This window comes from Helicobacter pylori (assembly GCF_003638305.1).
Classification (GTDB): domain Bacteria; phylum Campylobacterota; class Campylobacteria; order Campylobacterales; family Helicobacteraceae; genus Helicobacter; species Helicobacter pylori_DJ.
Map to the genome: position 1 here is coordinate 59,046 of NZ_MVYP01000001.1, position 13,627 is coordinate 72,672.

The 13,627-nt window shown below is 37.6% G+C and carries 13 protein-coding genes and 1 pseudogene; 3 read left to right on the forward strand and 11 right to left on the reverse strand.

Features of this window, described 5'->3' with window-relative positions; all coding sequences use genetic code 11:
• Nucleotides 1-96 precede the first annotated feature (96 nt).
• From EAL04_RS00350 to EAL04_RS00365, 4 genes are read right to left on the reverse strand one after another with little or no spacing between them, the layout of a single operon-like run.
• A complete protein-coding gene (locus tag EAL04_RS00350) occupies nt 97-828 on the reverse strand; it encodes a type II restriction endonuclease (protein ID WP_120972469.1) in 732 nt (243 codons plus the stop codon).
• The gene (locus EAL04_RS00355) at nt 821-1,717 is read right to left on the reverse strand and encodes an SAM-dependent methyltransferase (protein WP_120972471.1); all 897 of its coding nucleotides are present in this window, start codon (nt 1,715-1,717) and stop codon (nt 821-823) included. The genes EAL04_RS00350 and EAL04_RS00355 overlap by 8 nt, the downstream gene beginning before the upstream one ends.
• Nucleotides 1,718-1,729: 12 nt before the next feature.
• Entirely contained in the window at nt 1,730-1,933 is a 204-nt protein-coding gene (locus EAL04_RS00360) for a hypothetical protein (RefSeq protein ID WP_001875801.1), read from the reverse strand.
• Complete coding sequence (locus tag EAL04_RS00365) at nt 1,933-2,805, reverse strand: class 1 fructose-bisphosphatase (RefSeq protein ID WP_120972473.1); 873 nt, start codon at nt 2,803-2,805, stop codon at nt 1,933-1,935. The genes EAL04_RS00360 and EAL04_RS00365 overlap by 1 nt, the downstream gene beginning before the upstream one ends.
• Nucleotides 2,806-2,875: 70 nt before the next feature.
• Here EAL04_RS00365 and rpe point away from each other — a divergent pair, with 70 nt between their 5' ends.
• Together rpe and EAL04_RS00375 are read left to right on the forward strand one after the other, a co-directional pair.
• Nucleotides 2,876-3,529 carry a ribulose-phosphate 3-epimerase gene (gene rpe / locus EAL04_RS00370; RefSeq protein ID WP_120972475.1) on the forward strand — a complete coding sequence of 218 codons (654 nt, stop codon included), beginning with the start codon at nt 2,876-2,878 and terminating at the stop codon, nt 3,527-3,529.
• The gene (locus EAL04_RS00375; RefSeq protein ID WP_120972477.1) at nt 3,507-4,370 is read left to right on the forward strand and encodes a 3'-5' exonuclease; all 864 of its coding nucleotides are present in this window, start codon (nt 3,507-3,509) and stop codon (nt 4,368-4,370) included. Before rpe ends, EAL04_RS00375 begins: the two co-directional genes overlap by 23 nt.
• Nucleotides 4,371-4,408: 38 nt before the next feature.
• Here the strand turns inward: EAL04_RS00375 and hcpG are convergent.
• The 5 genes and pseudogenes from hcpG to EAL04_RS00400 all read right to left on the reverse strand — a co-directional run bounded on the left by hcpG (nt 4,409) and on the right by EAL04_RS00400 (nt 9,618).
• Nucleotides 4,409-5,387: pseudogene (gene hcpG / locus EAL04_RS00380) on the reverse strand (Sel1-like repeat protein HcpG).
• A 136-nt stretch (nt 5,388-5,523) separates the two neighbouring features.
• Complete coding sequence (locus EAL04_RS00385) at nt 5,524-5,820, reverse strand: hypothetical protein (protein WP_000539097.1); 297 nt, start codon at nt 5,818-5,820, stop codon at nt 5,524-5,526.
• A gap of 19 nt (nt 5,821-5,839) precedes the next feature.
• Nucleotides 5,840-7,147 (reverse strand): NFACT family protein, encoded by a 1,308-nt coding sequence (locus tag EAL04_RS00390; protein WP_120972479.1) that lies wholly within the window; start codon nt 7,145-7,147, stop codon nt 5,840-5,842.
• Nucleotides 7,144-8,718 (reverse strand): DNA repair protein RecN, encoded by a 1,575-nt coding sequence (locus EAL04_RS00395; RefSeq protein WP_120972481.1) that lies wholly within the window; start codon nt 8,716-8,718, stop codon nt 7,144-7,146. Before EAL04_RS00395 ends, EAL04_RS00390 begins: the two co-directional genes overlap by 4 nt.
• A 15-nt stretch (nt 8,719-8,733) precedes the next feature.
• On the reverse strand, nt 8,734-9,618 hold the full coding sequence (locus EAL04_RS00400; RefSeq protein WP_162982435.1) for an NAD(+)/NADH kinase: 885 nt from the start codon (nt 9,616-9,618) through the stop codon (nt 8,734-8,736).
• A gap of 155 nt (nt 9,619-9,773) precedes the next feature.
• Here EAL04_RS00400 and EAL04_RS00405 point away from each other — a divergent pair, with 155 nt between their 5' ends.
• Nucleotides 9,774-10,502 (forward strand): outer membrane protein, encoded by a 729-nt coding sequence (locus EAL04_RS00405; protein WP_120972484.1) that lies wholly within the window; start codon nt 9,774-9,776, stop codon nt 10,500-10,502.
• 10 nt (nt 10,503-10,512) lie between these two features.
• Here EAL04_RS00405 and EAL04_RS00410 read toward each other — a convergent pair whose 3' ends face one another.
• Nucleotides 10,513-12,240, reverse strand: coding sequence for a DUF262 domain-containing protein (locus tag EAL04_RS00410; RefSeq protein ID WP_120972485.1), 1,728 nt, complete (start codon nt 12,238-12,240; stop codon nt 10,513-10,515).
• A gap of 139 nt (nt 12,241-12,379) precedes the next feature.
• Nucleotides 12,380-13,477 carry an NAD(P)-dependent alcohol dehydrogenase gene (locus tag EAL04_RS00415; protein WP_120972487.1) on the reverse strand — a complete coding sequence of 366 codons (1,098 nt, stop codon included), beginning with the start codon at nt 13,475-13,477 and terminating at the stop codon, nt 12,380-12,382.
• Between the last annotated feature and the right edge of the window lie 150 nt (nt 13,478-13,627).

Genomic DNA, 13,627 nt, shown 5'->3' on the forward strand with positions numbered 1-13,627 from the left:
ATGTAAGGGGTTTTTTCTATGAGACTAATCATCAATTTCTTTACGCTAAAAATAAACTCGTGTTTTACAAGAAATAGATAAATGAACGCAAATATGCTAATGAGTGAGCGTTTTCAAAAATTCTAAGACATTCTGTTCTCTTAAAATGTGGTTAGGCGAAAAGAAGCTTTCAATCTGGTGGTGGTTAGAAAATTCCTTTTTATGCTCATAAGCCTTTCTGATGTAGGGGGCAAATCCAAAGGGGTTTTCTAAATCTTTTAAGGCGTTTTTCAAACTCTCTTCATCTTTATCTAAAGTATCAAAATACTTGAGTAAGACCTCTCTGGTTTCATAACTCAAAATATCTGAACCTTTAAAAAAAGTGATGTCTGCATTAGCGACTCCATATAGATAAATCGCATTGGGTTTAGGCAGGTTTGAATTCCACATGGGGCGAGAAGTTTGAATATTTTTTTCACCCTTATCGTTTTTAGAAAACTTGATTTCAATCCCCACCACATAATCAAAAATAAAAGCCAAAAAATCAGGGTAATTTTGCGAGCCAAAAGGCTGGTATAAAAAATGGCTTGTAAGGTTTGAAAAAGGGTTTTTAAGGGTGTGTGGGTGATTTTTTTCTAAAACTTGCTTTTTGAGTTGGTTAAAAGTGGTTTTGATTTCCTTATTAGGTTTTTCTTCAATATGGCTTAATTCTTCTGTTAAATCGCCGTTAATTTCGCTAAAGTGTTTTTTTAATTCATTCCTAAATTTGTTTTCAAACTGCTCCCCTGTGCTAGAACTTGCAAAAAACTTTCTTTTATTGGTAATTTCTTGGAACACTTTTTCAAGCATGCATTTCCTTTAATTTGCAATATTCTTCCACAAAATCATAAGTAGAAAACCCTAAAACTTGCGTGTTTTTATGAGCGAGTTTGTTAAAATCAATTTTATGGATAATCATTAAAGCTTCTTTGGAATGGGCTTTAATGAAAAAATATTGTCGGTTTTTAACCAGTAAATTTGCATTGGTGATCTTTTCGTTGTAGTCATAAAAGCCTTGTCTCACCACCGCAAAATCCCATTGGTATTTTTCTTTGTTGAAATATTTTAGGGTGTGTGGCGTGTTGTTATGAATGTAAGTGATAAAGTCATTATGGCGGATTTTTGGGGGTGCAATGATGCGCTCATCTTTAAGATTTAGGGCAATATTTTTATGCATATAGATTTGAAAAATGCATTTCACATCATAGGGTCGTTCATTAAAAATAAAAGCGTTTTTCTCCAAATCAGCATTTAAAACCAATTTTGCACGCTTATCAATGTGTTTTTGAATGGAATAGCGTTTGAACAAATTGGGCAAAATAAACGCTACGATAGGCGCTTCGTTTAAAGACTTGTTTAAAAAATTTAAGGCTAATTTCCCTCTATGCCCAAAAGGAGGGTTGCCAATAATAATACGCTTTTGGTTAAACTCAATCAATTCCAACAAATAATCTTTTTTTTGAATTCCTTGAGCTTTAGGGGCAATATCAAAGGCAAGACAATCAGCAATCCCTAATTCTTTTAACGCATCAACAAAGCTCCCACTCCCTGCACTTGGCTCTAAAAAATGGAATGCGTTTAAGTCTAGCCCTAGATTTTGAGCGGTGAGATCTTTTAGTAAATCCAAGCAAAATCGTGCGATTTTGGGGTTGGTGTAAAAAGCGTCTAAATTCTTTTGCAAGGTAGTATTACTAGCCATTTTAATCCCATTTTAATTGAAATCAAACCCGCCCGCTTCGCCTAAACTCATGCTTTCATAAGCCGCATCCACATAGCTGTTGCGGATCTCGCATTTTAAAACCTGCTCGCATTTCAAGCAACTCGTTACTTGCTTTTCTTCTTGGCATGCTTGTAATTTCAAAAGAGCGTCATTAAAACGCTCTTCATATTCTAATTTTTTAGCGCTATTTTGCATCATTCTCCCTTTAAATATTTTTCTAAAATCTGAGCTTCATGCGGGCTGGCTAAATAGCATTCGCTTTTTTCATGGTAGCTTTCCACGCTTTGTTCTAGCAAACGCTTTTTAACCCCCTTATCAAAATAAAACGCTTCCCCTTTAGCTTTTTCAACCATCAAGGCCAAAGGAAAGACTTCAAAAAGCTTTCGCAATTTCTTTTGCGGGTAGGAAAACATTCCGCCTTTTTTAATGAGCACATGATGGACATCAGCCACCATAGACCCCGAATACCGCAAGCGGTAATTTTCTGCAAAAAACCCCTCTAAAGCCTTTTTCAAGCCCAAAGAAAAATCCTTTTGATTGCCTCCGCTAGCGACGATTTTACCCTTATTTTCTAAAACGATGGTTTCTATAAAATGAAACTTGTTTTGGTAAAACGCGTAACGATAGACCTTGTCTAAAGCCACCACTAATTCAATTTTATGCCCAAAAACCACATAAAGGCTTGCAACTAAATTTTGCGCCTTATAATCCTTTTCATAAACCCCTATAATCGTGCCTACTAAGAAATTCGCCTCCATCACTGAGCTCCCATCTAGTGGGTCATAAGCGATCAGATAAGAGCCGTTTTCTTTAGTAACGGGCGTTTCTTTTTCTTCGCTAAAAACGCTTTTGATGTTTTCTAAACTCAAAAAATTTTCTTCTAAAAACTTATCTAGGGCTAAATCCGCTTTAATGGGTGTATCCCCGCTGCTGTTTTCTAATTTAGTGTAACTCCCAGCATCCGGCTTTTCTAAAATTTCTTGGGCTTTTTTAACCCCTTTTTCTAAAAGACTGATGATTTCTATAATGATGTTCGCATGCTTGCCTTTAAAATGTTTGTAATCCATAAAAACCCTTTTATGATTTGATTAAAGATGCTAATATTTTACTTGAAAACATTGAAAATAGGGAAGTATTTTGAAAGTAGCTCCGAGCCTTTTGAGCGCTGATTTTATGCATTTAGCCAAAGAGATAGAGAGCGTGAGTAACGCTGATTTTTTGCATGTGGATGTGATGGATGGGCATTATGTGCCTAATTTAACCATGGGGCCTTTGGTTTTAGAGAATGTTACTCAAATGAGCCAAGTGCCTTTAGACGTGCATTTAATGGTAGAAAACGCGAGCTTTTTTGTAGGATTATTTTCCCCTTTAAAACCGCAAATCATCAGCATTCATGCAGAAAATGAAAAACACCCCCATAGGGTGTTGCAACTCATTAAAAGTTCAGGCATCACGCCAGGCGTTGTTCTAAACCCCCACACGCATGAAGAAAGTATTAAATACTTGCTAGAAAGCGTGGGGCTAGTGCTTTTAATGAGCGTGAATCCGGGCTTTGGCGGGCAGAAGTTTTTAGATCTGGTGCTAGAAAAGTGTTTGAAAGTTAAAGAATTGATCAAACGCTACAACCCTAGCTGTCTTTTAGAAGTGGATGGGGGCGTGAATGATAAAAATATCTTTGAACTCCAACAAGCGGGCGTGGATGTGGTGGTTTCAGGGAGTTATATTTTTAAATCTAAAGATCGTAAGCTGGCTATTGAAGGCTTACAGAATGCCAATAAATCTCTTGCATAAAGATATTCAAGCCCTAATCGCTCGCTTAAAGCACCAGGATTTAAGCTTAAGCATGCTAGAAAAATCGCTCTCTCGCCTTATTTATGATGAAATCAATTTGGAATATTTAAAAGCGTGCGGGCTTAATTTCGTAGAAACGAGCGAAAATTTAATCACGCTCAAAAACCTTAAAACCCCCCTTAAAGATGAGGTTTTTTCCTTTATTGATTTAGAAACCACCGGCTCTTGCCCCATAAAACATGAGATTTTAGAAATTGGGGCCGTGCAAGTGAAGGGGGGGGAAATTATCAATCGTTTTGAAACCCTTGTGAAAGTCAAAAGCGTGCCTGATTATATCGCTGAGCTTACAGGAATCACCTATGAAGACACCCTAAACGCCCCAAGCGCGCATGAAGCTTTACAAGAATTGCGGCTTTTTTTAGGCAATAGCGTGTTTGTGGCCCACAACGCTAATTTTGATTACAACTTTTTAGGGCGTTATTTTGTAGAGAAATTGCACTGCCCTTTATTGAATTTAAAGCTTTGCACTTTGGATTTATCCAAACGCACCATTTTGTCCATGCGTTATTCTTTGAGCTTTTTAAAAGAGCTTTTAGGGTTTGGCATAGAAGTCAGCCACAGAGCCTATGCGGACGCTTTAGCGAGCTATAAGCTCTTTGAAATATGCCTATTAAACTTGCCTAGCCACATCAAAACGACAATGGATTTGATTGATTTTTCCAAATGCGCTAACACTTTGATCAAAAGACCCCCAAGATCCAGATACCAAGAGATCCCATCGCCGCTCCCTCTTTTTGAAAGGACAAAGGGTTTGTTCAATATCATAAAAGCGACCAGTTAAACGAAAGCTGTTTAATGGGGCTTAATAGGGCTAGGATTTTATTGTTTTTGTTCTTTGAGAATATCGCATGCTTCTTTTAATCCTAGCTTACAACTCTTTTCAAGGTTTTCTGTCGTTTGCTTTTCATCCTTTGCCACGCCTTTACCCTCATTATAAAACGCTGCTAGAGCGTAACACCCTTTAGCATCGTTCAATTCACAAGCTTTGGCAGAATATTCAAAAGCTTTTTTAAGATCCTTTGTTACGCCTTCACCATCACGATAAAACTCTCCTACAAGCGTGCATGTTAGAGCCTCGTTTAACTCGCAAGCTTTAGAATAATATCCAAAAGCTTTTTTAAGATCTTGCGTTACGCTTTCACCAAAAAAATAATCCCCTCCTAATTTAGAACACCCTTCACCATTATTCAACTCGCAAGCTTTAGAGTAATATTTGAAAGCTTTTTTAAAATTTTGTGTTACGCCTTCACCATTACGATAAATATCCCCTAAAATTTCACAGCCATCGCCATAGTTTAACTCGCAAGCTTTAGAATAATATTCTAGATCTTTTTTATCTTTTTTCAAACCCTTTATCATATCGTTATAAAAAGTTGCTGACAGCATACACCCTTCAACATTATTTAACTTACAAGATTTAGAGTAATATTCTAAAGCATTTTTAAGATCGTTTGCATTAAAATAAAACTCTGCTAAGTCCTTGCATTTTTCAGCATCGTTTGATTTGCAAGCTTTAGCAGTAGCGGTGTGTTCAAGAGCTTTTTCAATGCTTTCTCTTGCGTTTTCGCTCGCTATGGCTTTAGAATAAGCCTCTCTTAAGATCGTGCAACCATTAGCATCGTGTAATTTACAAGCTTTTTCAAAGTATTCCTTAGCCCTAGTGAAATCTTTATCCGTGTAAATAGTTATACCTGAAAATATAAGCTCTTTAGGATTGCTCTGCCATTAACCCCCCGCATAAACACAACGCCCCCAAACACAAAACCCTAAAAACCGCTTTTTTGACACCCCTTAACATGACGCATTCTCTTTTGTTAAAAATATAAGGTTCTATTATAATTGATATTGATAGCTAAAATCTTTTAATGTTTAAAAAACGGGGATTTGATTATTTTATTTTAAACTCATGAAAGGATAGGGACATTCGCGACACCCTACCCCACAATATCCAGCAAATGCTCTTCATGCCACAATTCAATTTCTTCTTCTTCCAAGCCAAACGCCTTAGCCCTTTGGCTGTTTGGATAGCGGTTTTTAGAGCCTTCTTTAGGATCTTTATCGCTAATGGCTTGCATGTTTTCTAACGCCCTTGTTTCTTGGGCTAATTCAAGCTTGCTTTGAAAGCTTTGCGCTAAATCCAGCATATCACTTCTTGCACCCTGTTGGATAGCAGAATTTAAAGGAGCGTTTTGGTTGATATAAGTTACATTGCCTAAAGCTGAAACACCCATGCTAACCTCCTTAGAATGTTTAAGTGTCCTTCAGACTAATAGTTCGGTATTTTGAGTAAATGACATTAGCTCCTTTGATGATTTTGACAAATTTTCGCTGCGTGTAGTCAATTTCGTAACTATTAAACGCATCTTTTTGCATTTTAATCAACATTTTGGCTAATTCCATAATAATTTCATCTTTAGGCGTGTTCTTTTGGCAAAAAACGATCAAATGCGATCCGGGAATATTTCTTACATGCATCCACAAATCATTCGCTCTTGCGTCTTGTAAAAGCTTGATATTCTCTTTTTGGTTTTTCCCTAAACCGATTTTAAAATCCTTATAATACAGCACTTCATACCCACTCATCGGGCGTTTGATTTTAGAATTTTTAAAGGGCATAAACATTTCTAAAACGCTTTCTTCTTGCGCTCCTTTAACATAGTTGATTTGATTTTCTTTAAAAGCGATTTTTTCTTTCAAATTCTCTTCTTCTAAATACAAGAATTGCGATTTTTGTTTCTTTTTTTTGCTGAGAGTGAATTTTTTATTGATAAAAGCGTTTAAGGGCATGCTCTTATCAATTTCAATCGCGCACTCCTTATCTTCAAAATCCTTTAAAACCACATGGCTTTCATGTTTATGGATTAAATGCTGGTAAGTGAGCAAGAGCTGGGCTTGAGTTTGCAATTCTTTCGCTTCCAATTGTAAATTTTTAGGATCTTCTAGTTTTTCTAATTTTTCTTTCAAGCGTTCTTTTTGGGCGTTTAATCGCTTGATGATTTGATTTTTTTTGTGTTCCAATTCTTTGTGTTGGTAAAATAAAAAATCTTTTTCTAAAATGCCTAACAATCCCTTAAAATCCAAATCCTCTTCTTGATGCTCGTAAATATTAGGAGGCAATGCCCCTAAAATATCGTTTTTAGCGACCCTGTCATTAAAACGAAAGGCCTCTATCACGCATTTTTCTTGATCTAAAATCATGAGATTGGCTTTTTTAGGGATCATCTCTAAACGCAAAATAAAATTTTCACTCTTATAAGCTAAATCTTTAGCGCCCTTGATTTCTAAAATCCGATCGTTATCAATGATGTTTGCTTGTAAAATTTTGGCGTTTTTAGTGAATTTATTCAAACAAAAATCTAACGCTAAAGTGTTTTTTAAAACGCTCTCTGGGGGTTTTTTGGACAAACCGATATAAGGCGCATTCAAATCTAAAACAAAGGCGTGTTTTTCTTTAGAAAAAGCCTCTAATAAAAAGCTAGACGCGCTCAAGCGTTTGAGGTTAAAATGCGTTTGGGTGTTTAAAAATTCGCTGAATTTCTTTAAAAGAAAAAATTTCATTCTTGCGCCTTTAATTTTTCTTTAGCGAAAGAAATCGCGCTCTCTATGTTTTCGCTCCCCCCTATCATGCGCGCGATTTCTAAAACCCTTTCTTCGTTACTAAGGGTTTTTGCAAGGCTTTTGTGGTTTTCTTTGAAGACTAAAATATGGTTTTTAGCGAGCGCTGGGATATGGACTTGGTGCGAAATGGCAAAGATTTGCGAATGGCTGCTTAAGGTTTCAAGGGCTTTAGAGACCGCCAAACTCTCTTCGCCGCTCAAGTTGGAATCCATTTCATCTAACACCAACACGCCTTTAAAATCCTTTAAAAACTCCATTTCTAAAAGCATGAACGCCAACCTCAAACGGCTGTATTCTCCAGAGCTTAAAGTTTCTAATTGGGAATTTTGTAAATGTAAAACGAGTTTTTGAGCGCCTTTTTCACTCATGGGGGCTTCTTCTAAGATCAAACTAGGGCTTTTTAAGAACAAATCTTTAGCCTTATCGCTTAAAAGGGCGTTAAAACCGGCTAAATACTCTTTCCTAAAGCCGCCTATTTCTTCGCACAATTTCAAGCATTCGGCTTTCAATCGCTCTATTTCTTTGTGGTAAGTTTCGCAATGATGGTCGATTTCTTTTAAGTTGTGCAGTTCGTTTTTAACATGCGCTAATCGTTCTTTAGCATGCGCAATGCTCCCGTAATCCTTAATGATCCCGCTCAGCATGCCAAGCCTTTCTAACACCTTTTCAATATCCAAACGCTCGCACTCTTCTAATTTAGCCTGCTCTTTTTCCAACAGAGCGCTCGCCTCTAATAAAGCGCTTTTTAAAAATTCAGCGCTATGGCCCACGCTCTCTAAAGCATGCGTGATTTTGTGGGTATTTTCTAGCACATCTAACGCCAGGGCGATTTTATCGTTCAATTTCTCCTTACTAGAGAGCAATTTTTTCTGCTCCAAAAGGCGTTCGTATTCGTCTTCTTTTAAATCCAGCCTCTCTAATTTCATTTTTTCAAAATTCAAACGCTCTTCTAAATCCTTTTGAAAACGCTTTTTATCCTCTAACGATCGCCTTTCTTTTTCCAGCTTCTCTAAATGGGTGAATTTTGTTTCAAGCGCGCCTAAAAGGGGGCTAAACGCCTTGTTTTTGTTTTGGATATAGCCATCTAATAAGGAGAGCATTAAAATATCGTTGAGTTCATTCTGGCTGAATCTGTCGTTGGATAGGCGTTTAATAAGCCCTTTTAATAACGCTTTGAGCGTGTTTTTAGACAGGCTTGTTTGGTTTAAGAAATAGCGCGTTTTTTCTTTTTTAATCACGCTAATGACTAAGGGTTCATGCTCATCTTCTCTAAAAATGCCATATTCTTCCGTGTCTAAAAAAGGCGCGATCAATTCCACTTCAATGTTTGCAGCGTTGCTCTCTTTAAGCCCAAACGCCCCTAAAAGGCTCGCAATAAGGACGCTTTTCCCCACCCCACTAGCCCCACTAATCGCGCTCAAGCCATCTTTAAACTCCAAATCCAGCTTTTCAAAAACAGCGTTTTGACGCACTTTTAAGCGTGTGATTTGAGCGTTATTGAAATCTCGCATGTTTTTTACCCTTTTTTATCTTTTTTTGCTAGGGCTTTCCCCCCATAATAGCTTTTCTTTAAGCACCTTAAAATAATCCCTTGAATTTTTTTGTAAGAGCTTGGTGGTGGTGGGGCTTTTTTGAACGTGTAGTTTTTGGTTAGCTTTCAAATCGTAGGTGGCTTGCCCATCAATGACTACAAGAGCGTCCTCATGAGCGCAAAAACTCAAGCAAAATTCCGCTCCTAGCACTAAAGGGCGTTGCGTTAAAGAAAAATCGCACAAGGGCGTTAAAATATAGCTCTGGCTTAAAGCATGCACAATCGGCCCATGAGCGCTCAAATTATAAGCGGTTGAGCCTAGGGGCGTGGCAATGATAAGCCCATCGCCTTTATAAGTGTTAAAGGGCGTATGGCCCGCGCATGCTTTGATGTCTAAAACCCCTAAAGCTTTTTTTTTAGCGATCACGATTTCATTGATCGCATAAAAAGAAGTGTTTCCAATACGGCCCTCCAAAGCCAAATGCTCTTCTAATTTGATCCTGTTTTGCTTGAGATCTTGTAAGAAATCTTTCAACCCGTTCAATTCAACCGCGCTCAAAAACCCTAAATTCCCAATCCTAACCCCAAAACATGGCTTATTGTAAGCATGCGTCATTCTTAAGGCGCCTAAAATCGTGCCATCGCCCCCTAAACACAAAAACGCGTAAGCTTTTTCTATCAATCGTTCGTCTTTTGCCCCATCAAGGCTATCAATCATAAAGCTTTCAAACCCCTCATCTTCTAAAAGCTTTAAAACCCATTCTTTAGCCTGCTCTAGCTCTTCAAAAAGAGCGTTTTGATAATGAGTGGGCCGCACAAACACGCCGATAGTTTGAAGTGAATCTTTCATGCGTATATTGTAGCTTAAAGCTTGAAACAAAATTTTAAAAAAGGAGGTTTTAATTGCTTTTTTATCATCTTATGTAAAGTTCATGAAAAGTTTTTATTTTTATTAATGTTTCATTCTTTAATCGTTTTTAATTATTTTTTGGGTATTCTTTTTAAAAATGTAAGCATTATGTTAAGGAATCATCCATGAAAAAATTTTTTTTTCAATCTTTATTAGCTTTGATTGTTTCTATGAACGCGCTATTAGCCATGGATGGCAATGGCGTTTTTTTAGGGGCGGGTTATTTGCAAGGGCAAGCACAAATGCATGCGGATATTAATTCTCAAAAACAAGCCACTAACGCTACGATTAAGGGCTTTGATGTGCTTTTAGGGTATCAATTTTTCTTTGAAAAACACTTTGGCTTACGCCTTTATGGGTTTTTTGACTACGCTCATGCCAATTCTATTAGGCTTAAAAACCCTAATTATAACAGCGAAGTGGCGCAATTGGCGGGTCAAGTTCTTGGGAAACAAGAAATCAATCGCTTAACGAGCCTTGCTGATCCCAAAACCTTTGAGCCAAACATGCTCACTTATGGGGGGGCTATGGATTTAATGGTTAATGTCATCAATAACGGCATCATGAGTTTGGGGGCTTTTGGTGGGGTGCAATTAGCCGGCAATTCATGGCTTATGGCGACGCCAAGTTTTGAGGGCATTTTGGTGGAGCAAGCTTTGGTGAGCAAAAAAGCCACTTCTTTCCAATTTTTATTCAATGTGGGGGCTCGCTTAAGGATCTTAAAGCATTCTAGCATTGAAGCGGGCGTGAAATTCCCCATGTTAAAGAAAAACCCCTACATCACTGCAAAAAATTTGGATATAGGGTTTAGACGCGTGTATTCGTGGTATGTGAATTACGTGTTCACTTTCTAGGGGCGTATCCCTAGAGCGCTAGCACGCCCTCAATGATTTGAATCAACTCTTCTTTTCTTTTTTCTAAGCTTTTGGGCGTCCATTCTGTGTATTGCACAACATCTATGGTCATCTTATAGCAAGTCATCACCTTAAAAGGTTTTTCCCTACCTCGCTTGTCCTTACCTAGCTTGACAGCGTTTCCCATATAGATTTCTTTTTTCTCTTTGAAATCCAAATTTGAAGCTTGAGCGTTTTTCGTGCCTCCTAAAAGCGTGAGGTTGGCTAAAGAATGCGTGTATAATCCTCTTTCTTCTTCGCTAAAGTCTTTAACCCACTGGCTTGAAGAACCAGGTTGTTGAGGTAAAATGTGTTCGATATGATAATCGTCCTTTTGAATGCGTTTAGGTTTAGGATCGTCGCTCATGGAATATTCCACTAAAATGAGAATGGGTTTGAGCCATGAATTTTTTTTAGGAGTTTTACCAGTGTAGTAGAATTTCGTGTATAAGTTGCTGTCTTTTAGATTGTCCTTAAAGCGTTGTAATACATTATAGTCATCTAAATATTTTTTCACAATAGAAGTGATGTAATCCATGCTTTTCTTTTCTTTTAAGGCAATAATAATGTTGCAACAAGTTTGTTCGATTTGAGATTTTGTCCGCCCTGCAACCCAATGTTGGTAGTAAAACTTGACCAACAACTCCTTTAAAGCCTCTATGTCTTGATCGCTATAGCGGTGTAACAAACTAGCGCACAAAATAACATACAAATAATCATCGTCTTTATACGAGAGCAAATGGGCATGCCGATCTTGCATTTCCAATACTTCACCATAAGCATTGTAAAAATCCTCTACGCCCTTAAGGTATTCTAAGGGGGTTTTGTTAAGATTGTTAAACCAAGTAACGAGCCTTTTTTGCATTTTTTCTCTAGAAGTTTTCGATTCGAGATAGGTTAAATACCAACTGAATAAGGTTTCTATTGTTAAATCATTGTCTGAACATTTTTGGCTTAAGGCGTTCCAACGAGACACAAGCTTTTTTTGATCCTCTTCTTTAGCGAGTTCTTTTAACAGCTCTCCCTTAAAAATATCTGTCGCATTCAAAGGCAAACCCCTAGCGTTTAAAACATTAAAAATCCTTAACGCCTTGTCTATGTTTGGGCAAATGATGGTGATAAATTTAACATTAGAATACAGCCACTCAATGAAATCGTTAATGTCTTCAATTTCTTTTTTCCTGAGATAGTCTTTTAAACAGATCGCATTTTTTAGGTAATTGTTCTCATTATTTTTATTCTTGCTTGCTTGAGAGTCGTTGAAATGTTCTAATGCATACGCAAAATCATCTTCAGCGTTAGACCCTATAGTGTTAAAACTCAGTCGTTTTCTTTCTGTATGCCTATCTTTCCAACCCTCTTGTAAACGTTCTAGATGCTTAGGATCTTCTAATAAACAATCATTATAAAGATCGGCTAAAACTTTTGCTAGCAGAATGAAAGTGCTTAAGCGTTGCTGTCCATCTACAATATCATAGGTTTCGGTTTTGGAATGAGGATCGGATTTGACTAAGACTAATGAACCGCAAAAATAATCGCTTTCTCTGTCATCTTCATAATTAAAAAACAAATCGTCTAAAAGCTTTTCGCAGTTTTCTTTTGTCCATTGATAAGGGCGTTGGTAGATAGGGATTTGATAATAGAGTTCTTCTTTCAAAGTATTTTTTAAATACCACTCATAGCTATCAATTTTTGCCATAAAAACCCCTTGTATTGATTAGGGTAGATTATAACATTAAAAAGTGTTTTTTTTTTTTTGAAATATTTCTACGCATTAAAACGCATGGTTTTTGTTAGAACAGACAGAAAAGAACCCCTAATTTAGGGGTTTTTGGGGTTTATTTCTTAAAATTTTCCATGGATTTTTTCATATCAATCACATAGCGGAAATTCCCTTGCCCGTTTAAGAGTTTGTCCCAAGTCGCATCAATTTCTTGACCGGTAACTAGCTCAATCTCAGGGTAAATGCCATGCTTGATGGAAAAATCCATCATTTCTTGGGTTTCTTTCACGCCCCCAATCCAAGAGCCATAAACCTTATGATTGCCTGAAAACAGCACCAAATCGCCAAAATCCAAATTCCTTTGCGGATCTTTTGGAGGGATACCCACAATCGCCACTTCACCGCCATATTTTAATAATTTAGTGTAAGCGAGCAAGTCATATTGCGTGGGAATGCTAGAAACGATTAAATCAAATTTTTCTTTGCATTCTCCCACGCTTGTATAAAAGTTAGTCGCGCCTAGTTTTTGAGCCATTTGTTTTTTCTTGTCGTTCCTTGCGAACACGCTCACTTGCGCTCCCATAGCCACGGCGTATTTTAAAGCCATATGCCCCAACCCACCAAAGCCAGCGATACCCACTTTAGAGCCTTTAGTAACTTTAGAAAATTTTAAAGGCGAATACACGGTAATGCCCGCGCAAAGCAAGGGGGCTGCTTTATCCAATGGGGCTTCTTTAGGGATAGAAATCACAAAGTTTTCGCTCACCACGATATTGTTAGAATACCCGCCATAAGTAGGCTCATTATTGTGGAAAGAATCTTCCCAGCTGTAAGTGTAAATGGTTTTGTTGTTTTCGCACCATTGTTCTTGGTGTTCATGTTTACAGGTATGACACTCACCGCAAGAATTTACCATGCAACCCACTCCAGCGTGATCGCCTACTTTAAACTTCGTTACCTTAGAGCCAACCGCACGCACTACCCCAGCAATTTCATGCCCAGGCACCATAGGATAAATTCCAGGCAACCAATCGCTATGAGCGAAGTGAATATCCGTATGACAAATTCCTGAAAAATGGGTGTCAATGACAACATCGTATTCGCCCATGGCATGGCGGCTATGCTCCCATTCGTGGAACTTCCCGTCTTTGCTGTCTATCGCAAAACCTTTAAAAGGCACTCGTTGGTTGTTACAATTGCAAGCGTTATGCATGAAAACTCCTTAAAACATCAAAGTATCATTCAGTCTTATTTGTAGTTTTAACAACAAGGAAAAAGGGGATTTTTGTGTGTTTCTGTAACCGTCAAACAGGTTCAAAAGAAGAGTGTTTGTGTGTTTCTGTAACCGTCAAAAATTTAACAA